The sequence below is a fragment of the Laceyella sacchari genome, assembly GCF_004343255.1.
Classification (GTDB): domain Bacteria; phylum Bacillota; class Bacilli; order Thermoactinomycetales; family Thermoactinomycetaceae; genus Laceyella; species Laceyella sacchari.
This window is the reverse complement of the sequence record NZ_SMDD01000001.1, coordinates 921,540-947,277: the sequence shown is the minus strand read 5'-3', so window position 1 is coordinate 947,277 and position 25,738 is coordinate 921,540. Positions and strand designations below refer to the sequence as shown.

General features: G+C 42.8%; 32 protein-coding genes and 1 pseudogene. 4 read left to right on the top strand and 29 right to left on the bottom strand.

The annotated features are described in order from the left end of the window. Nucleotides 1-546 precede the first annotated feature (546 nt). From EDC32_RS16250 to EDC32_RS04570, 4 genes are all read right to left on the bottom strand, one after another. Nucleotides 547-702 carry a hypothetical protein gene (locus EDC32_RS16250; RefSeq protein ID WP_158283231.1) on the bottom strand — a complete coding sequence of 52 codons (156 nt, stop codon included), beginning with the start codon at nucleotides 700-702 and terminating at the stop codon, nucleotides 547-549. A gap of 45 nt (nucleotides 703-747) precedes the next feature. Then, nucleotides 748-1,176 carry a hypothetical protein gene (locus EDC32_RS04580; protein ID WP_132220163.1) on the bottom strand — a complete coding sequence of 143 codons (429 nt, stop codon included), beginning with the start codon at nucleotides 1,174-1,176 and terminating at the stop codon, nucleotides 748-750. 188 nt (nucleotides 1,177-1,364) lie between these two features. Further along, on the bottom strand, nucleotides 1,365-2,186 hold the full coding sequence (locus EDC32_RS04575) for a replication-relaxation family protein (protein WP_132220162.1): 822 nt from the start codon (nucleotides 2,184-2,186) through the stop codon (nucleotides 1,365-1,367). Nucleotides 2,187-2,266: 80 nt separating this feature from the next. Further along, nucleotides 2,267-2,641 (bottom strand): hypothetical protein, encoded by a 375-nt coding sequence (locus EDC32_RS04570; RefSeq protein WP_106342494.1) that lies wholly within the window; start codon nucleotides 2,639-2,641, stop codon nucleotides 2,267-2,269. A 144-nt stretch (nucleotides 2,642-2,785) separates the two neighbouring features. Here EDC32_RS04570 and EDC32_RS04565 point away from each other — a divergent pair, with 144 nt between their 5' ends. From EDC32_RS04565 to EDC32_RS04555, 3 genes are read left to right on the top strand one after another with little or no spacing between them, the layout of a single operon-like run. Beyond that, a complete protein-coding gene (locus EDC32_RS04565) occupies nucleotides 2,786-3,256 on the top strand; it encodes an NUDIX domain-containing protein (RefSeq protein WP_132220161.1) in 471 nt (156 codons plus the stop codon). Nucleotides 3,257-3,270: 14 nt separating this feature from the next. Continuing rightward, complete coding sequence (locus EDC32_RS04560) at nucleotides 3,271-4,059, top strand: GntR family transcriptional regulator (RefSeq protein WP_132220160.1); 789 nt, start codon at nucleotides 3,271-3,273, stop codon at nucleotides 4,057-4,059. A gap of 58 nt (nucleotides 4,060-4,117) precedes the next feature. Next, on the top strand, nucleotides 4,118-4,534 hold the full coding sequence (locus EDC32_RS04555; RefSeq protein WP_132220159.1) for a hypothetical protein: 417 nt from the start codon (nucleotides 4,118-4,120) through the stop codon (nucleotides 4,532-4,534). On the opposite strand, the gene EDC32_RS04550 is transcribed toward EDC32_RS04555, so the two are convergent. From EDC32_RS04550 to EDC32_RS04495, 12 genes are all read right to left on the bottom strand, one after another. Further along, nucleotides 4,502-4,918: an SMI1/KNR4 family protein gene (locus EDC32_RS04550; RefSeq protein WP_281275213.1), complete on the bottom strand. Its 417-nt coding sequence runs from the start codon at nucleotides 4,916-4,918 to the stop codon at nucleotides 4,502-4,504. The genes EDC32_RS04555 and EDC32_RS04550 overlap by 33 nt on opposite strands. A 187-nt stretch (nucleotides 4,919-5,105) precedes the next feature. Continuing rightward, on the bottom strand, nucleotides 5,106-5,546 hold the full coding sequence (locus tag EDC32_RS04545) for an SMI1/KNR4 family protein (RefSeq protein WP_132220157.1): 441 nt from the start codon (nucleotides 5,544-5,546) through the stop codon (nucleotides 5,106-5,108). Nucleotides 5,547-5,563: 17 nt separating this feature from the next. Beyond that, entirely contained in the window at nucleotides 5,564-6,790 is a 1,227-nt protein-coding gene (locus EDC32_RS04540; protein WP_132220156.1) for a DUF4244 domain-containing protein, read from the bottom strand. A gap of 17 nt (nucleotides 6,791-6,807) precedes the next feature. Then, a complete protein-coding gene (locus EDC32_RS04535) occupies nucleotides 6,808-7,419 on the bottom strand; it encodes a YIP1 family protein (RefSeq protein ID WP_158283228.1) in 612 nt (203 codons plus the stop codon). 16 nt (nucleotides 7,420-7,435) lie between these two features. Then, on the bottom strand, nucleotides 7,436-7,900 hold the full coding sequence (gene lepB / locus EDC32_RS04530) for a signal peptidase I (protein ID WP_158283227.1): 465 nt from the start codon (nucleotides 7,898-7,900) through the stop codon (nucleotides 7,436-7,438). Between the two features lie 289 nt (nucleotides 7,901-8,189). Next, entirely contained in the window at nucleotides 8,190-8,630 is a 441-nt protein-coding gene (locus EDC32_RS04525; protein WP_132220154.1) for an SMI1/KNR4 family protein, read from the bottom strand. Between the two features lie 399 nt (nucleotides 8,631-9,029). Further along, nucleotides 9,030-9,428, bottom strand: coding sequence for a ribonuclease toxin immunity protein CdiI (gene cdiI / locus EDC32_RS04520; protein WP_132220153.1), 399 nt, complete (start codon nucleotides 9,426-9,428; stop codon nucleotides 9,030-9,032). Nucleotides 9,429-9,467: 39 nt separating this feature from the next. Beyond that, nucleotides 9,468-10,838, bottom strand: a complete 1,371-nt coding sequence (locus EDC32_RS04515; protein WP_132220152.1) for a CdiA family toxin C-terminal domain-containing protein — start codon at nucleotides 10,836-10,838, stop codon at nucleotides 9,468-9,470. A gap of 272 nt (nucleotides 10,839-11,110) precedes the next feature. Beyond that, nucleotides 11,111-11,581: a hypothetical protein gene (locus EDC32_RS04510; RefSeq protein WP_022736254.1), complete on the bottom strand. Its 471-nt coding sequence runs from the start codon at nucleotides 11,579-11,581 to the stop codon at nucleotides 11,111-11,113. A gap of 74 nt (nucleotides 11,582-11,655) precedes the next feature. After that, nucleotides 11,656-12,924, bottom strand: coding sequence for a ParM/StbA family protein (locus tag EDC32_RS04505; protein ID WP_054096050.1), 1,269 nt, complete (start codon nucleotides 12,922-12,924; stop codon nucleotides 11,656-11,658). A gap of 143 nt (nucleotides 12,925-13,067) precedes the next feature. After that, nucleotides 13,068-13,355, bottom strand: coding sequence for a helix-turn-helix domain-containing protein (locus EDC32_RS04500; RefSeq protein WP_106342816.1), 288 nt, complete (start codon nucleotides 13,353-13,355; stop codon nucleotides 13,068-13,070). A 235-nt stretch (nucleotides 13,356-13,590) separates the two neighbouring features. Then, the gene (locus tag EDC32_RS04495) at nucleotides 13,591-14,043 is read right to left on the bottom strand and encodes a hypothetical protein (RefSeq protein WP_132220151.1); all 453 of its coding nucleotides are present in this window, start codon (nucleotides 14,041-14,043) and stop codon (nucleotides 13,591-13,593) included. 39 nt (nucleotides 14,044-14,082) lie between these two features. On the opposite strand from EDC32_RS04495, the gene EDC32_RS04490 reads away from it, so the two are divergent. Then, on the top strand, nucleotides 14,083-14,343 hold the full coding sequence (locus tag EDC32_RS04490) for a hypothetical protein (RefSeq protein ID WP_054095368.1): 261 nt from the start codon (nucleotides 14,083-14,085) through the stop codon (nucleotides 14,341-14,343). A gap of 325 nt (nucleotides 14,344-14,668) precedes the next feature. On the opposite strand, the gene EDC32_RS04485 is transcribed toward EDC32_RS04490, so the two are convergent. The 13 genes and pseudogenes from EDC32_RS04485 to ribD form a co-directional block, all read right to left on the bottom strand. Beyond that, nucleotides 14,669-15,067: a hypothetical protein gene (locus EDC32_RS04485; protein ID WP_022736249.1), complete on the bottom strand. Its 399-nt coding sequence runs from the start codon at nucleotides 15,065-15,067 to the stop codon at nucleotides 14,669-14,671. Between the two features lie 45 nt (nucleotides 15,068-15,112). Then, nucleotides 15,113-16,648: a cell wall-binding repeat-containing protein gene (locus EDC32_RS04480; protein WP_158283226.1), complete on the bottom strand. Its 1,536-nt coding sequence runs from the start codon at nucleotides 16,646-16,648 to the stop codon at nucleotides 15,113-15,115. A 16-nt stretch (nucleotides 16,649-16,664) separates the two neighbouring features. After that, a complete protein-coding gene (locus EDC32_RS04475) occupies nucleotides 16,665-18,026 on the bottom strand; it encodes a DUF3238 domain-containing protein (protein ID WP_022736247.1) in 1,362 nt (453 codons plus the stop codon). 189 nt (nucleotides 18,027-18,215) lie between these two features. Then, nucleotides 18,216-18,914: a hypothetical protein gene (locus EDC32_RS04470; RefSeq protein WP_132220150.1), complete on the bottom strand. Its 699-nt coding sequence runs from the start codon at nucleotides 18,912-18,914 to the stop codon at nucleotides 18,216-18,218. An 89-nt stretch (nucleotides 18,915-19,003) separates the two neighbouring features. Further along, nucleotides 19,004-19,111: pseudogene (locus EDC32_RS04465) on the bottom strand (sporulation protein YtfJ); the annotation flags it as partial. Next, nucleotides 19,112-19,768 carry a DUF2953 domain-containing protein gene (locus tag EDC32_RS04460; protein WP_022736244.1) on the bottom strand — a complete coding sequence of 219 codons (657 nt, stop codon included), beginning with the start codon at nucleotides 19,766-19,768 and terminating at the stop codon, nucleotides 19,112-19,114. It lies immediately after the preceding pseudogene. A 99-nt stretch (nucleotides 19,769-19,867) separates the two neighbouring features. Then, nucleotides 19,868-20,353, bottom strand: a complete 486-nt coding sequence (locus EDC32_RS04455; RefSeq protein WP_022736243.1) for a PTS sugar transporter subunit IIA — start codon at nucleotides 20,351-20,353, stop codon at nucleotides 19,868-19,870. Between the two features lie 423 nt (nucleotides 20,354-20,776). After that, nucleotides 20,777-21,409 (bottom strand): SMC-Scp complex subunit ScpB, encoded by a 633-nt coding sequence (scpB, locus tag EDC32_RS04450; RefSeq protein ID WP_054095492.1) that lies wholly within the window; start codon nucleotides 21,407-21,409, stop codon nucleotides 20,777-20,779. 8 nt (nucleotides 21,410-21,417) lie between these two features. Next, nucleotides 21,418-22,182 carry a segregation and condensation protein A gene (locus tag EDC32_RS04445; RefSeq protein WP_054095372.1) on the bottom strand — a complete coding sequence of 255 codons (765 nt, stop codon included), beginning with the start codon at nucleotides 22,180-22,182 and terminating at the stop codon, nucleotides 21,418-21,420. Between the two features lie 17 nt (nucleotides 22,183-22,199). Then, nucleotides 22,200-22,670, bottom strand: a complete 471-nt coding sequence (ribH, locus tag EDC32_RS04440; protein WP_022736240.1) for a 6,7-dimethyl-8-ribityllumazine synthase — start codon at nucleotides 22,668-22,670, stop codon at nucleotides 22,200-22,202. Nucleotides 22,671-22,691: 21 nt separating this feature from the next. Then, nucleotides 22,692-23,885 carry a bifunctional 3,4-dihydroxy-2-butanone-4-phosphate synthase/GTP cyclohydrolase II gene (locus EDC32_RS04435; RefSeq protein WP_054095374.1) on the bottom strand — a complete coding sequence of 398 codons (1,194 nt, stop codon included), beginning with the start codon at nucleotides 23,883-23,885 and terminating at the stop codon, nucleotides 22,692-22,694. A 17-nt stretch (nucleotides 23,886-23,902) separates the two neighbouring features. Beyond that, complete coding sequence (gene ribE, locus EDC32_RS04430) at nucleotides 23,903-24,556, bottom strand: riboflavin synthase (RefSeq protein WP_054095375.1); 654 nt, start codon at nucleotides 24,554-24,556, stop codon at nucleotides 23,903-23,905. Nucleotides 24,557-24,574: 18 nt separating this feature from the next. After that, nucleotides 24,575-25,666 (bottom strand): bifunctional diaminohydroxyphosphoribosylaminopyrimidine deaminase/5-amino-6-(5-phosphoribosylamino)uracil reductase RibD, encoded by a 1,092-nt coding sequence (gene ribD / locus EDC32_RS04425; protein WP_132220149.1) that lies wholly within the window; start codon nucleotides 25,664-25,666, stop codon nucleotides 24,575-24,577. Between the last annotated feature and the right edge of the window lie 72 nt (nucleotides 25,667-25,738).

Below are 25,738 nucleotides of genomic sequence, written 5' to 3'. Positions count from 1 at the left end.
AAATTTCAATACCACTATGGTTACAACTAAACGCATGCTCCTTAGAATTCCATTTTTCCACTCCTTTATTTCAATACCACTATGGTTACAACTAAACGCATGCTCCTTAGAATTCCATTTTTCCACTCCTTTATTTCAATACCACTATGGTTACAACTAAACGGGGATGCCGTCTGTTTACTCGTTGGGAGTACGCATTTCAATACCACTATGGTTACAACTAAACCGGCCTCCTGCACCACAAACACCCGCTTGGCTCCCATTTCAATACCACTATGGTTACAACTAAACCCGTATGTGAACATCAGTCATTTCAAGCACTTTCATTATAACAAAAACCAAAATAATCTGTGAACCGTTAATGATGCAAAAAACCCGGGAGGTTCACAGACTTTTTAGCTCACTAAAGGATATGGTACATCTCCAATATCCTTTTCGCCCTCACTACTTTTTAGCATATCTTTGCTTCCAACATCAACTGGACATACAAGCCCATAGCTTACCATTCTCATCTCGTTCCGGTAGACAATCCAAGTGAAGAGAAAGTCATTTGCAACGTATAGCAGCATTCTTTTGAGATATTTTCATCTGGTTTACCATCCTGACAAAGTTTTCACAGGCAGCCGGTGTGGGACTGCCATTGATAATCAAAATGACATCTTCCAGCTCAATCACTTTTTGTTTTGAACGTTGTTTGCTCATCCCATCCGTCAACTCCTTGAGATTTGGTACACACTCCCGTGGCACTTATACAAACCTGAAAATGGTATAGCGAAAAACTAAATAAACAATGAACAACACCAAGATCACTGGCAAAAACAAAAACAAGCCTCCCAATCCATACCCGATGCCGACTGAAATCCAAAACGCCTTATGATCTTTTCTCAAGGGTGGTATATTCGCACCCGCCTGACTCATAGGCATGAATCTGGCTTTCATATCTGCAATCATTTCCTTACCTTGCCCAGTCAGAATCCGCTCCATCAGTGATGCGATTTGCAAGAGTAAATAAAGGATCACCACGCTGGTCGTCCCTACCAAAAGCATGATTGAGACTACTGATGTGTGCGCAACAAACTCATCAAACAACACCATCGCCCTTTCTTTTGCATAATAAAAAAGGTGTTCCTGATCCCATCGGTTCGGTATCAAGCCACCTCTCCACTGTTCACTCACTTTTTCCCGCCTCGCCAAGTGACAGCAATCAATTAACTTCAAACGAAAACAAAAGAAATAGATATAATTAGTCGGCATCAAAAATCACACATCAACCCTTTTTTCATCGGTGCCAGCGCATTTGTGTGACAGGTACACATTCTAGCCCTGCATAGGGATATGCTTTAAGTAAAGCAACTTGTATACGTTTAAGTACGCACTGCCAGTGACTCCAAAAAGTAGGATGTTTCCTCCCCTTCTTTGAAAAAAAGCATCTCCGGCGGTGGGTTTTTCATGTCGCGAAACTCCCATTCTCGCTGCACCACTTCCAACCAGCTTTTCATCAACTCCACCCGGCTTCGTGATGTGGTCACCCAGACAACGGGCTTGCGCGAGCTGGCTCGTGCAGCCAATTGATTAAAAGCTCGGTAGTAGCGTCGGTATTTGGCCTTGATCTTGGTTGGGCTTTCGTTGGCCGTATCGTATTCAATCCAGAAAGAGCTATCATCGATCTCCAAGCATAGATCAGGACGGGGCAATTCCTTTTCTTCTTCCTGCTTTAGCTTCACATCTTGCCACTCTTGCCATCTCACCACTTCCCACGGATATCGAAACATCTCCGTAGCCTCATAAGTGTTGTAAAAACGGAGCCGATCTAGCGCTTCATCTCTACCCATGGCGTGCATAAGCCGGATCAAGATCTCCGTCATCCTGCGATAATGCCGTTTCTGCGACTCGCTTCGTTCATAATACCGACGATCTTCCTCCAACCAGCCCATCACCCATTTCCAACCGGCCGGCCCCAATTGGTACATGCGCGGCCCTTTATTAAATGGGGCAGTGCATGACTGGATGTGCTTTTCCTCTTTGCTTTTTTTATTTAACCGTTTGATGGTTTGATCCACAGTATGAACGGATCTTACCAACAACTTGGCGAGTTGGTAACGATCGGCCATGCCCAAGTAAAAAAGGAGCAACATCATTTTCTCCTGTGTCTCCAGTTCATCATTGCGCAAAACATCGATCACCATCGCACCAACCCCTTAAAAGTCAATCTCGACTGTTTTGGTAGCCTTCTTTTCCTTTTTCGCCGACCATTGATACATCTGTTTCAACTCTTTATAAATGCGTTTTTGAACCAACTCACCGGGTCCCGGTGAACAGTGGAAGCAAGGCGGGTGGTTGGTTTTTCCACACACTGATCGCGTAAGGTTTGCAGAAATGCTTCCTCACATGAAAATTCCCCGGTTTGAAATGACGGACTATCCATCAACGATAAATCCCAGGCATTAGCAAAGATGAAGTCGCTCAGTTTCTCGCATGCAAGGATTTGTGCTTCATCATAAAGAGATTCTACGATCACGGGTGGGTCTTCGGTGCCATTTAGCAAGACCCACCATGACCAACATCCTTGGCACTCACTAAAGAAATAAACGCCTTCATTGGCCTTCATGTTGTCAGGAAGACTCAGGAACGTTAATCCCAATTCCTGCTCCTTTTTGGTTATTACCAGTTGTCAATTCCAAATAGATCATCTCGATTGTGTATTCTAAATATTTATGCTACGATATTGACATAACCTTTGGTAATAACCAATATCATCTTGAAAAATCATTCTGGAGGATATACTGTGGCACGAAAAGATTACTATCATCAACCAAACGCCCCCCAACCCAACTCCATTGTTCCGGCTGCCTCTGCAGTGGTAACGGATTCAAACGGAAAAATCTTGCTCCATAAACGTAGAGACAACGCGCTATGGTCTTTGCCAGGTGGAGCATTGGAACTAGGCGAATCCATCGAACAAGCGATCATCCGGGAAGTGAAAGAAGAGACGGGGTTTGAGGTGGAAGTGTTAAAATGTATCGGGATTTACACTGATCCTGAGCACATCATCGCCTACTCAGATGGGGAAGTGCGCCAACAGTTTTCCATCTGTTTTGAATGTCGGATTATTGGTGGTGAATTATCCATTAGTTCGGAGTCGCATGAAGTCCAATTTTTCACCGTAGAAGAAACGAAACAGCTTGCGATGCATCCCGCCCAACGCGTTCGCATCCAAGACTATCTGCAACATCAGGAAAAAGCCTTTATCCGGTGAATGAGGTGAACCCGATGAGCAACTCCAAAATAGATGAGATCGTAAAAATCATCCATAAACGGATCATAGAAGGGAAATATGTAGCTGGGCAGCGATTGCCAGCAGAACGCGTATTAGCCGAAGAATTGGGGGTAAGCCGCACCACCATCCGGACAGCGCTCCTTCGCCTTCAATCAGACAATCTCATCGATATTGTTCCTCGCGGCGGCATTTTTGTCCGTTCCCATGCGCCAAAAGTGAAATTGGGTGGCGGAACTCCCAAAAACAAAGGGCCTGAATTGCAACAAGTCGGTTCTTTCATCCATTCCATGCGTGCGTCTGGTCGGGATGTCCTCATCCGCTATCTGGAACCTTCCTCTATCCGCCCCGCCGGCGAAGAGATTGGCGCTAAGCTCAACATACCGGAGCATAAGAACATATTGCGCCGCTATCGCGTGCAACTAGTCGACCGCGTTCCTTACCGGATCTTGGACACCTATCTGCTCGCCTCTGTAGCTGGCGAATTGGTTGGGCAAGAAGATCACCAACTTCCGTTGTTCAAATGGCTGCGTGAGCATAAACAACTGCTGCCCATCCGCACTCACGAACAACTCACCTGCCGCATGCCATCATCCGATGAGGCCACCCTCCTCCATATCGGAAGAAACCAACCGATCGTGGAAATGGACCGCTGGATCTGGGCCAAACCTGAAAGTGGCGATCACGATGAAGAAATCTTGTTTGAATACAGCCGCATTATCGCCAATGCTTCATTACATGAATTTGCTTATACCTATGAGATTGCTGATGATGCGAGCAAATAACCATCACCCACTTGCTTTTTCTGCAAGTGGGTATTCGTTTAAAGGAGGGGTGAGTGGGATGAAAGTGATAATCAATGTAACTGATCCAGAAGGTAAGCAAAGGGAAATCGAGTTTTGGCTGTCTGTGATCAATTTCATTGAGCCGTTTGCGCTATGGTACATCATCACTTCCTTACACTCGGTAAAGTTGGTTGGAATCCTATCCATCGCCATATTGGCAACATTCCTTGCCATTCGATTCGTATCAAGTGCAAGAACCATTATCTACCCACTTGTTTGGGGATTCTTACTCTATAGCCTCTTTGGAGAATTGACATGGATTAAAGCCATGGCTATTGGCTTGGTTGTGTATGGGCGTTATTGGTTAATCAAATATTTCTTAAGTAATCTTGAGGTTTACTGCATCAATTATATCCTTCAATATAGCAAAGTTGACACAAGTCTAAGTAGATGGATAGAACAAGCTATTCATTAATTCGCTAAACGATCCTTTTATTTTAGTAACGACATAGTCTGGATCATCCTCATAATGAGCCTCCCAATTAATCAGCACGATTGAGGGAGATTCAGCTGATCCTCGATTATCGAAACAATACCATTTGTTCTGTCCATCCCATGCAAAGAGGACAAACCCTTTAGGAAGGGATGGATCGGAATCATCAGTGAGATACATCTGTCTATATTCCCCCATCACATGGCAAAAGTCATCATCCCCTACTTCTTCTGAAATAGATAACCACCGATCGAAAGGATAGGGTTCACCATCTACATCAATGTAACATCCGGGATTGCTTCCATGATAAACCTTCACCCATTCTACATAATCTCTGGACAAACGCTGACCAACAAACTCCTCAATCCGCTGGATTCCATGTATTTTTGCTTATTTACTATAACTTACAGAAACTAGTAAGGCTACTTTACCTATGCAGTAAAAACCATATATAATCCGAGCCTGCTACCAACTGTTCAGCATAGTGAATTAATTCACATTTATAACACAAAACCCAGACAAGTTAAAAACTCATCTGGGACTTTTTTTTAACTTATGGATTTTTCAAACCACGAATAAAATCTTGGAAATTATCGGCAATCTTATAAGTATTTGCATCTTCATCTGACTGTTCGAAATTGAATACATGATCCCAATAATAAATTCCTTCATTTCCAGGATCAGCAACTAAAACAATTTTTCCTGCCCCTGGATCATCGCCTATTATTAAGCTGTTAGGTAGCAAATCATCTCTATACTCATTATGCCACATTAACAAATCAAAAGACTTTTCCACTCCTAGTCCATACATTACATCCAACGGAATGCACTCATTTAGTTCTTTTACATAAAAAGTGCTGTACCTTACTAATGCTGTACCTCCATTATACTTACGCAAAAAGTCTTTATAATCTTCCGGAAGCGAAAACCTAATTTCTTGCTCAAGACTTTGAATCATTTCCTTAGTTGCTTTACCAAATCCCTTAATATTCATAGTAAACAACCCTCACTTTATTTTTTCTTTCTGGCAATTGACATTCCGCCTCTATGCCTAAATCTATCATGCAATACTTTGTTAACTTCTTGCATCGTAGTTCCATCCTGATGATGATGCCAAGTACTTGTTTCTGCTTTTGGACCTTTAGGAGCACGTTTATCAGCCTCAGAAAAGTCTTTTGAGTAACTTTCAAACTTACCAATCTTCACTTCTTGTATTACCATTTTTGCGGATTTAAAATCTGGATAGCCTCCAGGATAAGAAACTGAATTCCCTTCCCAATCATGGTAAGTCCAAACCCCCTTTTCATCTATAGTGATACTTCCACCTTTATTTAACCACTTTTCAGGGTTAGGTGAATTCTTCGGCTTTGTTGCAAGTATTTCCTTGGTAAATTTCTCTTCACCATTTTTGGTAAATTGCTTAACTCGTTTATTATTAACTTTATCTTTTTTTGGATTTTTCATGGCACAATGACAACTGTCAGGCACCAGCGTATCCTTAGCTATCCGACCGACTTTAACCAACTTAACAGGTGTCGGTAGGCTCTCGACCATGTTCCATAGGCGATTTGGAAGCGGAATAGACTTTCCATTCTTGTCCTTCCCATTCCACGCTTCCATGAACATTTCTTTATCGAAAATAAGTTTCTCTGGATTCTCAATAATGTCGTTTACACTAGCCTTCAAATTATCCCATGAATCCTTGGCATAGCCTAAAGGATCAGAAGTTAACTTATCCCAAGCAGCCTTATAGTCCTCAAATCCAAATACTTCAGAAAAATAAGCTCCTGGCTCATTGATAGCACGTTTAATATCCTCATTTAAAATCTGATCCTTCTGTTTACCTAACCAATTGATGCCTTGATCAATTTTATTTCCCGCCCAATCAATACCATCCAAAGTCTTCTGTTTTAACCGGTCAAGAAGGCTTGGTTCTTTTTCGCCTGGAGACTTCATTGGCTGCACATCAGAAAGACTGGGGGGCTTGGAATGATCACTCGTTACAATCTGGGGTGATGTTGGTTCGGTTGGCTTATTTACGTCCTGGTTGGGTGTGTCACTTAGTACCTCTTCCACTTTCTCTTGCAGAGATTGTTGGATTTCTGAACTATTTACTGCAGTCAAAAGCAACCCAGCTAAAAGAGCACCAGCTACAATGATGATGATATACTCTACCGTTGAAGCCCCTCGCTTTGAATGTAAATGCTGTTTAACTCTTTTAAGCCAATGCTTCATCATTCCTTCCCCTTCCTTAGTTACTGTGACAAAGCCAGAAGAAATAGAAGTAAAATAAGTACTAAAGGAACAAGAATGATCGAAGCAAAACCTTTCCAAGAGCCTATCTCATGAATTTCTCCAATGATTTTGGAATGGACAATGATGTAATAAATCGTCATGACAAAGTTTGCTGTCAGGCAAAGAAAAAACAATAAGGCAAGGAACATGGAAGAATCAATATCAGGAGTGTTAGAAGTGAAGTTCTCTTGCCGAAAGATCAGCAACATGGGTATGAACAAGGCCAGCTTTGTCGTATATGCCACCGTCGCCCATGCACTTGCTTCACTCGTCTCCCTGAATGTTGCTACACCTCCGAATAACCTGGCCACACCGAATGTACAAAGGCTTCCTAAAAACCAGGCGACCGCTCCCAGGATGGGACCAATCACCATGGATAAAAGCAGAATTACCGGTATAGAGGTGGTATCCCCTGCGTCTCTATTCATGGCTTGTTCTAGACACAAGGTAATCCCAAACAGTGGAATTAACACAAATAACAACTTCGATGATGTTTCCTCCATTGCTTGTCGAATGGTGTTTTTTGGTTGCTTTATGAGCGGAACCCAATAAGCTCGCAAAACATCTAACACAAGCATTACACCCTTTCTATTTCACAACTACTCCAATGATGTCATCTTTCTTAATGGCACCAAACTGGCGGCTATCATAGCTCGTCAAACGGTTATCTCCGAGAACAAAGAAATGGTCTGCAGGCACCACCACGGTTTCTTGATTAACCCTTTTGTCCAAGCGTGGACGATACGGTTCCATCAAGATTTGCCCGTTGATATATAGCTGGCCTTCCTTTATCTCGACTGTCTCATTTCCAAAAGCAACAACTCGTTTCGTATGCACCTGATTGACTCCTGGAGCTCGAAAAACGATTATATCCCCTCGCTTAATGGTATCGGGATTCTTTTTAACCAGATACACTTCCCCTTCCATTAAGGCTGGCTCCATGCTTTTGCCAACTCCTTGATAAAATCCGAAGAGTGAGTTCCAGAAAACAATCAACAAAAAAAAGAGACCTAATAGGCTCCCTATCCCACTTTTGGTCTTAAACCAAGCCACATAGCTCCTCCTTTCTACTAACAATTTTCCGTTAAATTTATATATTTATCCCTTTTGATTATAGCCAATTAAAAGATTTTTATCTACAAAACCAAGTTTGAACTAAACCAAAAAGCAATAAACCTTCGCAAACGCTGACCAACAAACTACTCAATCCGCTGGATGTCTTCATCTGTAGCCGGCTGCTTTACTGCTTCCCACTTAGCCATTTTAAATCCCTCCTGTTTAGTCAATTACAAAATAAAAGAGAGCCCGCTCAAGTAGGCTCTTCTATAAAATATTTCGGTTGCTAGTCTCTCGGCTCATATAGCATATCTAGAAACTGAGAGAAGGAGTCGGCAATCTTTTTAATATTGTCTTCATCACGCTCATGATAGAAGAAAACAACAATCGGCTCCCCGGCTACAAGTGTACGATAATCAAAACAAATGAAGTTTCCTGCCGGATGATCAGCGAAAGGAACAAGTTCTATTGGAGCTTCGTGTTCTCCAATCAATACTTCATGTGCCTCCAAGATTGAAAAATTATCTTCGTCCTCGTTGAAGTTAAACAGATTTCCAAAGACTTTCTCTTTTTCACTCCCCAAATCAAATAAAATTTTTGTTTTGGGACGTCCCGCATGATTTTTTAATACACAATCAAAAAAAGACTTTGGAAAATGAACTCCTAATTCCATTTCAACTTCCCGAATCCGCTTTTCATCAATGGGCTTTTTATACTCCCATTCCAATGTTAATCCACCTCCAATACTAACTTTTTACCTAAATGCCATTACCGCACCAAACATCTCTTCCGCCTGCATAACCTGTTATACCCGATGGAATATAAATAACTCTGTACATACATCGCCATCTGTATTAAAACGACAGATAATTTTCAAGATAAATACTTTTTCAGTTTTAAGCCTCAATTAACCCTTTGGTATCCAAAGGGTTTGGTGACCTCCCTAAAATTGAATCCAATTTCGAATTAGAATAGCAACATACCCGTACAAGTCTTACATTCTATTTGACCATATTGAGCCCACTTTGGAATTAAGCAACAAAAATCCTCTGATTCAGTCAGAGGATTTTTGTTATGGATAATATTCGGATGAAATTCCGAGAAACGCACTATTGGCACCGCTACGTTATGTGTTTATATCCAAACTCTCCTTAATTTCTCTTAACAGTTTGCAAACCTCTTCCTCATGCTCTGGATATTTTTTGATATATTCTTTACTGTGATCAATAAGGCAATTATAAAAATCCTTAAAACTCAAATAGCCCATTGTATCTTCTTCCGCCGCAGGATAATCTTTAATTAAAGATACTTCATCTTCTTTACAACGATATTCCTCCCATTCATCAAAATCATCACGAAATAGAATGCCAACACATTCTATTCCGAAACCCGATTTATCTTTAAAATTATTTAATGCATCAATGAAATAACAATCTCCAATATGCCAAAAATAATATTTCATAAAATCCTTTTTCTCTTTATCATCATAAAAGATTTTATATGTTTGCTCCTCATGATTGTACATACATTAAAACCTCCCTATTTCCCGATAATAACCAAGTTATTATTTAAACGTAGGGAAAAAATTTGTAATTTCCCCTTGATCATTTATATATCCTCTAAATTTCATCCCATTGGAACTATAGCCCTCTACTTCTCTCCCAGTAATCCTTTTCGCTTTGATACCTTCTTCCATCGCCTCTTTTCCCCATTGAATCATTTGAGCATCTGTATAAACATTAGGGTCATATACAGTTTTAGGAAATCGTATTGTCTTAAATTGACCAGAGGGAATTAGTTTTCCATCCGGACCATAAGTTAAGGATGGAATCTTGTATCGTACTTCATACAAGCCGGGAAAAGTAGGATGTTGCTGTTTACTAATTATTAAATTGCTCGGATCCATACCTGTTGTTTCCAATGTTTTATAGAAGTCATGCATATTATGTCCTCCGACAACCCCTTTTTTCCCTTTCCCTATTCCTTCTCCAACGGTAAAGTGAGTATCAAATCCACTTTTGAATTTTACTGTATTATGGTTACCATTCGAAGCAAACTTCTGTAACCAAACACCAAACGGTGTATCCCCAACAGTCTTTGGAAAAGTCGTCCCGTCCTTAAAAACTGAAACGGCCGTTAATGGAATATCATTGATTTTGGACACAATGGTAGGAGCAACGAGTTTGCCTCCATATTGAGCAACCCCCATACAAGCAAAACCGATCGCGACACCTAATAACCCAACAAGCCCTGCTTTTTTCCAATCCACCTTCCCATCACGCATATAATCAAAAGAGGCACTGTCCGCCACTCCTGCTACACCACCTGAGCCAACGGACGGAAGCCATTTTCCTAGCCACGGAGGAGCCAGTGTTGCAATTCTCCCCCCGATCAATCGAAATGCGAGCGCTCCGGCCCCCAATCCGACCAAACCAGCTATTGCACCAATTATCGCCTCTTGCGCAATACCGGAAACATCCTTATCAGCCATCCAAGCTCCAAATCCGCCAACCGCCATTCCCATCACGATCGAAATACCCACAGGGGGGTTGGTACTTAGAAAAAACAGACCCAGTCCCATACACAACAGCGCCAAAATCAAGGATAACTGCTGTTGCAGCCATTTTAGCAACTGATCAATAAAGCCGGTCGATTCTTGCACCGGGGCTTTGGGAATCTCCGCCTTCGGTACCTCAATCTTATTTTCCGGTATCTTCACTTTCGGTATTTCAATCGGGTCACTCGGTATCTCCACTTTCGGTATCTCTATCGGGTCATTACTCGGAATCGTTGGTATTTCAATGCCTTCTGCAAGCAATATCTTCTCTGTTTTTGTGTCCAACCATGTATGAGGCTGCGCTAATGCTAGATGGGGGATATTTATATGTATGATTAATAGTATTAATAGAATAGTAGGTATCTTCCACTTTCCCATAGTCAATAATATTCCTCCTTCATCTTAAACAACCTTCACTTCTGGAAAAACTATTATAGGTTCAACAAGATGACACAAGCCAATCCACAGGCAATTACAATGATATATACCCTCATTATTAAACCTTATCTACTATATCCTCCTATTTTAAAAATGCAAAACTTCCATTGATTCATCATATTTACCCCCCTTTATTACTGAAGATTACGATCATTTTCATACTAATCCCCTCTTCCTTATAAATAATGAGTAGCTATGTCTAACTGACTTCATCAGTCATCATCGTCATCATCCAGATGTTGCATAGCAAGATGCATGTATTCATTGGTTAAAAGCCATTGCTCTTCGTCCATCTGTTTCTCTTTCGCGACACCAGGCGTATTCTTCGAATCAGCGGGATTAGCTGCCATCGATTCTGTCGATTTCACCGTAGCAGAAACAAATGGCGGCGGCTCATTGCCCTCCGTAAAAAAGAACCATTTGGCAAATTGCATGAACTTGGTCTTCAACATTTCGTTGGTTTCCAATTCGCGGATCTGCTCCTTAGACAATGGGGCATAGGGAATAAACAACCCGTATTGCTCCCGATTGAGCTCCACTTCGATTCCCAGCTGAATCAAACGCATCAAATCGGCACTTTTGGGCTGATGCTTCTCCAAATAGTCAAACACGTATTGCGGCGTTTTTTTATTTAATCGGGTGTTGGGTAATTGCGTACCCGGACCGTATTTCTTCTCAACCAATGGACTTCTCCCTCCCTACAACAAAAGACCCCTTCAGAGGTCTCTATTATAACCCGTTATATCATTCCTTTTCACTATGGCGCTTGAGGAGGAATAAGCACAATCTTGCGTTTTTTCCCGTGTTCACGATGGTAGACACCGATTTTGTGATACGCCTCCGCCAGGATCCAGAACGACTGATTGGGATCAAGAAAATAGATCACGTATTCGCCAGCCATCCCTTCCCCTTGATTCAACTCCGACAAATACGGCCGAATCAGGTTGCTCGCACCCCCGATAAAGTAAGCGGACTGGCAGTTGGATACCTCATTCCACTTCCGCTTCATGTACTCATAAATGGTCTGCGCATACCTGCGCAAATGGCCATCCACGATATCTTGAATCGGCTTTGGTTTCCCTTGCACCAGAATATCTTTAACTTGGGTTGATAGCGGCGAACCTTTCCTTGAAGCCAGGATATGATCAGCCAACTGCTTTCTCGATTCAAAGGTGACATTGTACTTGGAATATATGCTGTCCAGAATGGAATCCAGCGTCTTGTTAATGCCCAGTTTCTGCTCCCCTTTGGACCGTTCGTTGTCCGTCTTCCCACCAGCCAAAATCACCGCACAATCCAGGGTTCCGCCTCCGTTGTCCAAAATCATGTAGTTCCCTTCCGTCCCCGGTAGCGGTTTGTAGCCGCCAAAGGCATCGGTCGTCAGTTCCAGATTCGCTGCCTGCCCCTCTGAGCTTAACTTCACATCAAACACTTCAAGATGCACTTCAACGTGGCGATAGGGGGAAGCCGTTTCCAAAAACGTCACCTTATGCACACCATTGGTGATCTTCTGTTTAAATTGCTTGCGCAGCTCTTTGTTTTTGAACTCACTGATCGGTAATCCGCCACTTAAGCAATATGTGGCGAAGCAAACGCCATCTTTCACCGCAAAATGCTTCACTGCATCAACTGCCAATGCCGTCAGAAACACGATGAATGACTGATCTTCGTTAGCCTTTATTGAGCCGGGGGAGATTTCTCTCCGTTCATCCTGTTGCCTCGCGGCTAACTGGCCAACGGCGAGAGTTCCCCATTTCCGGTTCAGAGCCGGTGAATCAATTTTTACGCGCAGACCTTCTAGAATGTCATTCTCTTGCTCCAGCACATCATCGAATGACATTTCGGCAATAACATTGGGAAAGACAAAGCGGGACTTTTCACTGCCAAAGATGCAGTTGACTTCGGTATTTCCAATATCAATGGCGGCCGATCGTCCACGAAGGGTGATGACCGGACGACCATCTTGGCCGATAAACTGCTTTTCAATGGCTGAATGGCTTTCTGTTAAGTGTTGTGCGGTTTCCAATGCATATGCTCCTTTCTGTTTTTTCTGACATCCATATTGTATTACTAAAAGTATTACTTTTCAATCATTTTGTATGACTTTTTGTATTACGCTTCGATTTTTTGTGCGAAATAAGAACAGGCTTGAAGTGGAAGCAACCCACCTCAAGCCTTCTCTTCTTGTTGATTCAATTTCACAATTGGTAGCAAATCATTCAGCGTGCACTCCAGTTCTATGCACAGTTTCAGGGCATGTCCTAACGGCAATTCTTCTATTTTCCCATTTGCCATCTTATTGATGAAGGGATGGTTCACATCAATGATGCGTGCGATTTGGCGTTGGCTGTACCCTTTTTTCTCTAACAGATCAGCCAGACGAAAAAGAAAAGTGTGATCTTTGTATGGCTCAGGATAAATTTTTCCCGCAACTTCTTTAGTGTATCGATATTCCATTGTCTAGCTCCTCTTCATAACATGTCATTCTTAAATTAACACATAAAAGGGAGCCAATGCCAGGATTGTGCCCCTTTTCTGAAAATGATGTTGTATATCTAAAATTAACATGATAATATAAAGTTATCATAGTGAATGGAGGTGATCACATGCGCTTTATCGCCGATCCACCTTGGAGCTAAACAAATAGCGCCTTACCGGGTTTGGTAAGGCGTCCAACATCATGGCCACAACCTTATGCTCTTGTGTCGTTGGGCGGATACAGGCTCAATTTGCGCCCATGATAGTCAATTTTTACTTCTGATGGAGAGATAGGCACTTGGGACCATAACCATGCAGCAATCGCTTTTGCGTCATTGTATCGCCCAAAGAAATACCGCCCTGCATACTCAAACATGGCTCCTTGTACTTCAAGGCTGTTATCTTCGCAAAAATCACAAAAAAATTCGACCGCAATGGGAGGAAAGCCGGAGACTAGACCAAGCTGGTAATGATACTCGCGTGAGGGAATATTAACACCATTGATCTTAGCAGAAAACTCTCTGCACATCGCGATCGAACGAAAAAAAACGATGGCTTTTGGGAGTTCTACGTGAGGGTACCGCTTTAGCCAAAAAATTTCCGGATGTGTTCTGGAAACAATTAATGCCGGTTTCAAGCCTGCTATAAAGGCATCGATGTCCGTCACATGATCACAACCATTCATTTTTTAATTGGAGGGAGTTACATGTTTAAACCATGGCTACATCGCCGTTTCGTATTTAATCCATTCTCGGTGGTCGCGTTGAATGGTGGTTTGGGTGAAGGCTTTTCATTCTTCTGGGGATCAAGCAATGACGACCAAGACGAAGACGGCGGTCGAGTCATCTACCGCTGGAAGTGCAGATTTTGCTGGGAAGAATACAAAGACACGAACAACGACGGCCACGCTCCCGATTGCGAAGTGTGCCATAACAAGATGAAATTTTATGAGAAGATGTATACCTAATCATCTTCAACGGCAAACGAAAAGACCCCTTCCTGGTTGGAGGGAAGGAGCTTCAATTGGTCATGATTAAGGTAGGACGAGCGAAATCGTCCTTTTTTATTTTCTCTAAAGGTTACCTACTGATTTTCAATCCTTTATGGATTCAGCTAAAAACTGTATGTGAACTTCAGCCATTTTAAGTATTTTCATTAAAACAAAAAAAACAAAACGATCTGTGAACCGTAATGGTGCAAAAATGCCAGGAGGTTCACGGACCATTAATATAAAAAAGCCCAGCAAATTGCTAGGCTATCAACTTTGATTAATCTTCCCACAAAAAAGTACACTAATTTTTATTTATAAACATTGCATTCAACTCATCAATTAAAAAATATACAATCGCAATTATTGTAGTGAAAATATAAAATTGTTCCAGATCATTTTGACCAATTGAAATAATAGCACTTCCAATCAAACCAGAAATAACATAGAGAATAAACTTAACAATATACCTTGTAACACCTTTTATTTTTTTAGTTATAAAATCAAAAAATATTGATACCATTAATCCATAACCAAAAATACCAATAAAAGAAAAAAAACTTGCAATGGCTAAAAAAAACATAAATTCACTCGTCGTAGATTCAATAATTACATAAGAATAACCTAATAAAAACAAAATCCAAGTGAACAATGCACTTAATAACTTTCGGTATATTTTATTATTTGTTAATGATAACTTCATTTTAACCCGCTCTTTTCTTATAAAGCCTGGCTATGCCAGGCTTTTTTATTGTATATATGGATAAAGCTTATTAATTGTATCATTTGAAACTGAACCTGTACCTCCTAAAATATAAAAATTATTAATATCTAGACTGTACTTTTCAAAGTAACGCAGTGTTTCAATAGGAGTGGAAGTTGGAGTTGCTAGAAGTAGAGGTCCCTTAGATAAGGCTGAAAGAACCCCGCCAGTCAATGCATCAGGAAAATCCATTCCGTTTGCCACTGTAATTGTATTTGGGATTATATTAAATGCATTGGCTGCATTTTCAGCAACTTCAAACCTATTTGATCCACTAATTCTAGATACAGTACCATATGTTTTCAATTGATTCTCGACAGTTGAACTTACAGAACCACCAGATATAACAAAATGATTAATTTGCGGATTATTGGCTAAAAATGTTTTTACTTCTGCTGACAAATTACTAGAATTAGTAGTAAGTAGTGGTATTTGTAATTGACCAGCAATTGATGCAACAGACAAAGCGTCAGGAAAACTTTCACCTGAAGCAATAAAAGCAGTATCAGTATCTTGTGTTATAATTTTTTTAGCAATATTAGTTGCTACCTCATATCTATTGGTTCCAGTTATTCTCTCAATAGAAGTTACTCCTAAAGCTCTTAACTCATCCTCAGTTGAAACTGCTACAGAACCTTCCCCCCCCAAGATTATAGCTTTGTTTGATTTAAGTCTTTCAATTTCAGTCTTCACTTCACTAGGAATACCATTTGTAGCTGAAGTAAGTAAAATGGGAGCTTTTTCTTTAGCAGCTATAGTCACTCCTGATAATGCGTCAGCAAATGCACTATCATTACTTAAAATTATTGTCTTATCTACTTCTTCTAAACCTCTAAATTCATCAATTTCCTTACTTATATTTGCAGACACAGCATAACGATTAGTACCATCTAACCTTTTATATCCTGGCGCTATAACTTGATGTGATTCAAACACCATATTACCGTTAGAGTTTACTGCTTTAAAATTGATTGTACTTAAACCATACTTTAGATTAACTGTTTTTGTAAAATTCCCTGCTAAACTATAGTTAACCTTATTGACAGAGACACTTGCTTGGGTTCCGTTTGTACTACCTGTTAAATTTATAGTTGAAGTACCCTTACTTAATCTTACTAAGCTACCTGTTGGGTTTGTTACATTTAATGTAGGTAATGAATTATCTGGAGTTCCTAAAAATTGGATACCACTTAATTTAAAACTATATTTACCTGTGTTAGTGTCATCTGAGTTAACCTTGAACAAATATGTACCTGCAGGTAAAACATCACCACTCACATATTCAGTTTTCGAATCCTCTGAGACTAACTGATATGTTATTAATGAGCTTGATGTCCCAAGATCTTCAATGTTAACCATCCCTTCTGAAGAGGTAGCAAATTTGTATACATGTAATTTTTTACCGTCAATAGAGCCTGAGTAAGTTATGAACGAAGTTTCCGCAGAAACTTTTGTATTCGGAAAAATAAGGGCTATCAGCATTAAACACAACAATATAAATCTAACGGTTCTGTTATTCAAATTATTCATCCTTTCATTATGGAGCATAACTCCAATTAACTGATGGATATACAGATATTAACTTATGAAGACCTTGATTTGGATAGGTATGAATTTTAGTATCTGCATCCCCAGGATACGCGATCATCCATAATTCATGCGAAGGCGCCTGGTCATGTTGTCCTAAAGCAGTTACAGCCCCGTTTTCGTAAACTTTAGCATTATAATAATAATCTACAGCAGGCGCCCCACTAATTGGTTCTACTAAAGGATCAAAGACTGAATGTGTCAATCCTACTTTTGCATATCTTCCACCAGAATCAGAACCAAAAGATCTAGCTGTTAACCTTACATTCGATAAATTAGCTTTCTTTTTATAAGCTACATTCCCAAACCAATCATATGCAACAGTATAATTAGCATCTTTTTTAATAATAATCTTTGACTTATCAAATAAAATATACACATCGGCACGTGTTCTATATCGATTACTAAACCAATCATAACCAGTTCTTGTATCACCTGTGAATTTTGGCCATTTATAAGCCGACAGCGAAGGATTAAGTACTTTTACAGCTGGAATGAAAATTTGGTATCTTAACAAATGACCGTATCCTAAAATTGTATTAGAAGCAGAACTAGTACTAATGGTTTTCTGTTTATTAGATTTAACTGTATAGTCTCCATTAGTAGTAACCTCTTTAGTCAGAGTATTTGATACATAATATAAGTTCTCTTCATCTTTTTTAGTTATAGGTACTTTCATTTGTTTTAGTTTAGCTTTTTTTCTTTTTTTCTCTTGCTCACTAATCTTTGTTTTCCCGATAATTTCATAAATGTACTTTTTATTAGCCGTTACACTATTATCTACATATTCAGTGCCTTTAACTTCACCAATTATTTTTTTATCCCTATATACTTCATAAGTTTGATCATCATCAGGAACTCCAGACCAGCTTAATTTCACTTCATTTTTCCTAATAATTGTAATCAGATTGGAATCTTTTAGAGGATTATCTTTATATTGTTTTTTATCTTCTTCTGAACGTAATGTTGAGGTTTCAATCACTGCTTCATCGACAATCTTATCCCCATCATAAGCTTTAATTTTTAATCTTTGAGGAGTATCACTTCCCAAATTAGATAGTTGAACATCATTTTTTTTCGAAGCTTTGAACAAACCGGTTTGTACATTTAACTGCTTATAAATTTTTTCGTCTTTAAACACTTTAATTGTATTCCCCACCGAATTAAAACTCACATCAACACTATTATTAGTTGATTCAACCCTAATATCCAACTTTTCATTTGCTGATCCTAATTGTGTTGACAGTAAAACACCAGTAATTGTAATAGGCATAATAGATAATAACAATAATTTCTTAGTGTTTTTCTTCAACCAATTTACCTCCTAAAATACTATTTTTTAAAACTCTTATTATAAAATATCATAAAAGATGTTTATTTACCATTATTTTTTGAAAATAGAGGGGAACTTTATAAAGTATATACCCTATAGAAAAGAGGTGACCCTGCAATTGGTTACCCCTTTTCTTCTAATGAAATCAACTTAGTAAATAGTAAAGCATCACTCAGTATATCCCATCAGTTTCTTCAATCGTTGCATACGCAGTGTCTCTCTGCGTTTGTTCCCACCGCACGCTTGACATCGAACACCTCTTCTGAAATCAGGCAAGCGAATATAAGAGACTCTTCCACAAGAACATTGGTACTTAAACGGTTTGAGCATTCCCTCATACTGGCTTAAGAGCTTGCAGCCTTCCTTATTTAATTCCATCTCTACTTGTTCTTGTGTCAATCTTGAATCTTCGATCCAGCACTGTTTGCACCTTTTTCCTGAATCAAACTGATTCCATGATGTTGACCACTCATGACCTCTTGGACAAATGACAGGCACTTTGGTTTGGTTGTTGATGTAGTGGTCAGTTTGAATCGTGTAACCTTCCGCTTCCAGTGCCTTTTTGAACTTCGCAAACATTTCCGCGCGGTGTTCTTCGCGGGGTTTGTTTTTGCGAGTTGGCTTTTTGGTTTTAGCGGCTTTTTGTATGCCCATTTCATAGCACTGCCGACATCTTTTACCCTGTCGGATGTTGTCCCAAGTGGCTCGCCACTCATGCCCATGGGGGCATTGCATCTCCAACTTCGTGCGATTGTTGACATACTCCGGCGATTTTACAATATATCCTTCTTGCGCCAATAGCGATTTAATCTCTTCTAACTTCCGTTCACGAAACGCCTGATCATATTTCCCTGTTTTCTTTGGCATGTTGTTTCTCCCCTCGTGCTGTCTTTAAAATACAGGATTTAAGGGGCCTAGTACAGCTTTGCTTCTTGGTATCGTTTGTGAACTACCTATCCTTCATTCGTTTCTACTGGATCGCCAATAATTGTATTGACATCGACCATGTCGCGAATGTTTTCCATAGCGGTTTTCATTAAGTTTTGAATTGGATGCTCAGACATTTAGCGTACTCTTCCTTTCCGCATATGAACTAGTAATCTTTTAATGGCAATGATAGCATGCCCGATCCTAAAACGGATTATGCCATTGACATGCGTATCCCACACCTTCGCATGGAATTCGGGGTCGACTGTGATCTGCGGCTGATGCCGACACTTGACCCTTGAACAGAACCACCCGATGAGGGTCGATTTGATGGCCCACGCCATCCCGGTCAAAATGCCTGCTTCTGCCGCATCCCCCGTACCGATACGCGACTTCCAAACCAGTTTTTCGCAGGTAATTTTGGTCAAAAACCAACGAAGAATTTGGTGAAAACCTGATACATTTCGCACCATCTCTTTGTACGCGCTGTTTAATCTCTTCAAAAGGCGTTTGTTTACCTTCACTTCGGAATTTTGTTGCTCCGCACTCCCATTTCCGATCATCTTGTACATGCTGGATCGGGTATTTACTTTTACCCCTTGATCCAAGCCTTTCCACTGTATTTGCGGAATGGCAATGCGATACCGAATCAAGCCCCGCCATGCGGTAAGGATGATTTCGCCCCGATCATTTCCTTGTTCGCGTTTATACACCAATTCAACACGGAGTGCGGTAAACCAGATGATGACCAATAATGCAATCAACAAGCCCAAAACAAGCAGCCCAAGAAACAACAACCCCACCACCTGCCATTATTCGGTATTTTTTGCAGGAAAGTGGGGATGTATACACTGCATCGCGCAATTTCCACGGACCCGGCCGCGAAATCCAGATCAAGCGGAACCCGGAAAACGCGGATAACCGCTGATTTCCACATCATTGGAATATTGCCGAATGATTTCTAAGATCTCATCCGCTTCATCGGCTTGAATGATTTTTTGGATGTTTTCTTCCCGTGACAACAAGTTAGACAACTCTGCCAATGCTTTTAAATGGGAATGATTATCGACTGCAGCCAATACGATGATCAAATGCACCTCTTTGCCCCTGTCAAAAGAAACACTCTCTTTCAGGCGCAACAAACTCATCGACAACTGGTTAACCCCTGATCCAGGCCTGGCATGCGTGATCGCCACATGTGGTGTCAACACGACATAGGGGCCCCATTGCTCTATGATTTTAATCATTGCTTGGATATAGTGTTCTTCAATATATTTCAACTGGAGTAACGGAAGAGACGCGATCCGCACCGCCTCTTTCCAATGGGATACGAAATCTTTGAGCACGATGGTTTCTCTGGTGATCAATTGATGTAACAAATTAAAAGCTCCTTTCCGCTACATTCTCAAAAAGAATTAAAAAATATTTTGCTGTATATTTTTATTTATCAAAAGAATTATTTTATGTTAATGCAATAAATATCAACTAAATATGTTGCTAAAGTATATATTTACACCATTGATCTCCGTACATCAATTTACTTAAATATTCTATCAATTGGTCGTTTTCCCTGCTTGCTTTTCCAACGATCATTCCTTTCTTTTTTTATCATTTTTTATTCCGCCAATCCATTTCTTTATAAATGAAGATCTATAATATCACTCGCTTTTTATTATAAATCAACCATGTCATTTGCCAATCTTACAAAAAAAGAACAAATCTGTGTTCCCGCCATCCTTCTCATTTAAAACAAAAAAAAGTGCCCGAAGGCACTTTTTTAAACAAACGTTGAACGTTGCTATTCAACTTTCATGAACTGATTCTAACATAGGTTGCTCTTCTGCTTCCATCTCAGCGTCCGGTTGAATGACGTCGGTGTCCACGCCCAACCGCTCAAACAGGTCTTGCCGCTCTTGCTCCCATTCTTGCCAATCAAAAATGGAATCAGCGGGAGGAAGCTCATCAATATGGTTGAGTCCAAAATAATCCAGGAATTCACGGGAAGTCCCGTACAGAATGGGCCTGCCCGCTCCTTCCGCTCGGCCCACTTCGCGAATCAACCCTTTTCTTTGCAACACCTGAACCACTCGATCACTTTTCACCCCGCGAATCTCTTCAATCTCCGCACGCATGATCGGCTGGCGGTAGGCGATGATGGCCAGCGTTTCCAACGCCGCCCGCGACAATTGTGACCGGTTGGGGGCTTGCGCCAACTTTTCGAAATAAGCGGCGTGTTCGGGCAATGTAGTCATTTGGTAAACTTGTGCCACTTTCATGATTTGCACGCCTCGCTGTTGCTCTTTCCAATCCACTCGCATGTCGTGGATGAGCAATTCCACATCCTTTTTGGACATTCCGGTCACATCCGCGATTTCCTTCAAGCTCAGACCGTCTTCCCCCGCAGCAAAGAGAAGTCCTTCAATGACGGCTTTCATCTCTTGGCTCACGTTTGGCTTCCCCCCACTTCTAACCGCTCAATCAAGATTTCCCCAAACAGCGCATGTTGCCGGCAGATGATTTTTTTCATTTTCATCAATTCTAGTAAAGCCAAAAAGGTAGTGATCACCCGCTCTTTCGTCAACGTGTCCCACTTTAACATCTTCGTAAAGAAAAGTTGCCCCTGTTCCAACAGTTCATTATATATTTCATCCATGCGGGCACTGACGGAAATCTCTTCCCGAGCTACTTTGGCCATCGGCTCGGGAGGTTTGCGATTTTTGAGGGCATCGACAAACGCTTGCAACAGATCATCCGGTGTAAGGCCTTCGACTGGGTTGGCTTCCTGCGTGTAAGAGGAGAGGTCCATCGCCGGTCGGGAATACACTTTGCTACGCTCCTCTTCCCGTTCGCGCAACACTTCACCCAACCGCTTGTACCGCTTATACTCCAATAAACGCTCCACCAATTCCGTCCGCGGGTCTACCAACCATTCCTCTTCATCGTAAGTGAAATCATCTTCCAACACTTCTTCTTGCCGCGGCAAGAGCATCCGGCTTTTGATCGCCAGCAACGTGGCCGCCATCACTAAAAACTCACTGGCTACCTCCAATTCAAGCTCTTGCGCTTCATACAAGACCTGCATGTACTGTTCTGTAATCTGCGCGATGGGAACTTGATAAATATCGACTTCCGCTTTTTCAATGAGATGTAGCAACAAATCCAATGGCCCTTCAAATAGGTCCAGCTTGATTTTTACATCATGCGCCATGCCTTTTCCTCTTTCTGTTAGCCGTTGATTTGCCGCATCAGATTGGCCATTTCGATCGCGCTGACCGCCGCTTCCGCTCCTTTGTTCCCCGCTTTGGTTCCGGCCCGCTCAATGGCTTGTTCAATCGTCTCCGTCGTCACTACCCCAAACACGACCGGAAGTTGGTGGCGCTGGCTTACTTGTGCCACACCTTTGGAGACTTCGTTGCACACATAGTCATAATGGCTGGTCGCCCCCCGGATGACACAGCCCAGCGTGATGATGGCGTCATACCGATGGGTGGCCGCCATTTGGTCAGCGATCAACGGGATTTCAAATGCGCCCGGCACCCAGGCCACGGAGATCTGTTCATCCTCCGCCCCGTGGCGCTTCAATGTGTCGATGGCACCTTCCAACAGTTTAGCAGTGATAAAGTCATTGAAGCGGCTGACAACAATGCCAAATCTTAACCCTTGGGCAACCAACTTTCCTTCATATACGTGTGGCATCTTACCATTCCTCCTCAGCATTCACAAGGGCAACAAGTGTCCCATTTTCTCTTTTTTGGTCATCATGTAATTGCGGTTTTCCTTCCGAGGTGGAAAAACAATTGGCACCACTTCGGACACTTCCAGGCCATAACCTTTCAAACCTGTGATTTTGCGGGGATTATTGGTCATCAGACGCATACGCCGAACGCCCAAATCGCGCAAGATTTGTGCCCCAATGCCATATTCCCGCAGATCCGGTTGGAATCCAAGCTTTACATTGGCTTCTACGGTGTCCAACCCTTCTTCCTGCAACTTATACGCTTTAAGTTTGTTGATGAGACCAATGCCGCGTCCTTCTTGGCGCATGTACAGCAGAACGCCTTTGCCTTCTTCGGCGATTCGTTGGAGTGCGGCGTGAAGCTGTGGCCCGCAATCGCATCGATGCGAACCGAACACATCCCCGGTCAAACATTCAGAGTGCACCCGCACCAAGGTCGGCTCTTCCGGATCAAGCTCTCCCTTGACAAAAGCAACATGCTCCTTGCCATCCACCTCGTTGGTGTACCCAACCACCGTAAACTCGCCAAACTCCGTCGGCAAGTGGATCGACACTTCTCGTTTGATCAGCGTCTCTGTGCGACGGCGATATTTGATCAACTCTTGGATGGTGATCATCTTCAGCCCAAACCGCTGGGCGATTTCCGACAACTCGGGCACACGAGCCATGGTGCCGTCTTCGTTGATAACTTCACAAATCACTCCCGCAGGATAGGCGCCGCACAATTTAGCCAAGTCCACCGCCGCTTCCGTGTGCCCCGCCCGTCTCAACACGCCTCCTGGACGAGCGACCAGCGGAAAAATGTGGCCCGGCCTACGAAAATGTTGCGGTTTAGCGGCAGGATCAATCAGTTGGCGGATCGTGTCTGCCCGTTCAAAAGCGGAGATGCCCGTCGTCGTATTGTGTGCATCCACCGAAACCGTAAACGCTGTACCATGCCGGTCGGTGTTGTGCGCAACCATAGGAGGCAAATCCAGCGCTTGCGCCCGCTCTTCCAACAACGGAACGCACACCAAGCCGCGACCATGCGTGATCATGAAATTGACCGTCTCCGGCTTGATCCGATCGGCTAACGCCACAAAATCCCCTTCATTTTCCCTATCTTCGTCATCAACCACGATAATGACCCGGCCTTGTTTCAATTCATCCAACGCTTCTTCAATCGTGTGAAACATGTTCGCTTCCCCCTTTGTCAACCGAGAAACCCGGCTTCCTTTAGTCTGTCCAACGACAAGCCATCCGGCGCGGCAACAGCAGGTTTGCCTTTCACCCATTTAGCCAAATACTTGCCGATCATGTCGCACTCGATGTTGACCTGATCGCCCGGTTTCCCTTGTTGCAACTGGGTGTGGTGCAATGTGTGCGGGATGATCGAAACAGTAAACGCATTCGCTTCCACATCGACCAACGTCAGGCTGATCCCATTGACCGCAATCGAGCCTTTGGGAATCATGTAATCGGTGAGAGCGGGGTCCACTTGAATGCGAAAGACCACTGCATTGGCCATGGGCGTAATCGATTGAATCACGCCCACCCCGTCAACGTGCCCTTGCACGAAGTGGCCTCCCAATCGGTCTCCTACTGCCAGCGCCCGTTCCAGATTGACCGGGGTTCCAGTCTGCAACTGACTCAGGTTGGTTCGTTTGACAGTTTCCGGCATCACATCAGCGCAGAAGGTGTCCGCGCTCATACGGGTCACTGTTAAACAAACGCCGTTCACGGCGATGCTGTCCCCCAACTCAGTCCCTTGGAGCACGCGGTCGGCCTGAATGGTCAACTCCATCGCCGCCGGTTGCTTCTTCACATGTATCACTCGGCCCACTTCTTCAATGATTCCTGTAAACACAGCCATCCTCCTCCGACATCATGCATGAAGATAACCTGTGACGCAGATGTCTTGGTCAAATTGCGCGACACGCACATCCCGAAGCGAAAGAGATGATTGCATAAGGGAAGGATTTTCCCCCTCAAAGGAAGTGGGGCTATCCTGGCCGCCCAACAATTTTGGCGCGATAAACGCAACCACTTTTTGCACCAATCCTTGCCGTAAAAATGCGGCGTTGACCGTGCCGCCACCTTCGATCATCAGCGACAAGATCCCTTCCTTCCCCAAAATATCAAGCATCTTTTCCAAATCAACTTGCGGCGCCGCACCTGTCGAAATGACGCGCACCCCCTTGGCGAGAAGGAGCTGTTCACGCTCCCGATCCCGTGCATCGGTTGTAAAAATCCAAGTTGGTGCTTCGTCAACCTTTGTAATGGCTGCATCCAACGGGGTTTGTAGGTGACTATCCAATACCACGCGCACAGGATGATTTCCGCCTGGAACCAGCCGAGCTGTCAATCGGGGATCATCGCATAGCACAGTCCGGATTCCCACCAAAATGGCATCATGCCGGTGACGCATCACGTGCACATGTTCACGAGCAGCTTCGCCCGTAATCCAGCGGCTGTCTCCCGTCACGGTGGCGATTTTGCCATCCAAGGTCATCGCCGTCTTCAAAGTGACAAACGGCTTGCCCGTTCGGCGGTGGAAAAAATATGCTTCATTCAGCGCTTGGCATTCTGCCGCCAACACCCCTTCGATCACCTCGATTCCGGCCTCGCGAAGCCGGGCGATCCCCCGTCCCTGCACATTTTCATCCGGATCGGTCGTCCCAATCACCACGCGCCGAACTCCCGCAGCGATCAACTTGTCCGTACATGGCGGTGTTCGACCAGTATGATTGCAGGGTTCCAATGTGACATAAATGGTGCTCCCTTCTGCTTCACGGCCAGCCATGTTGATTGCGTGCACCTCTGCATGTTCCGTTCCTGCTTTCAGATGAGAGCCCATTCCAACCATTTTGCCGTTTTTCACAACGACCGCGCCCACCATGGGATTGGGGGAAGTCTGGCCGGTTGCAGCTCCTGCCAAATCCAACGCCAATCTCATCCAATCTTCATGCACTTTCACCTTTTCACCCCCCCTTTGAATAAAAAACCCCGCTTCCCAGTTTGCACAAGGAATCGGGGCAATTGTCAGAAA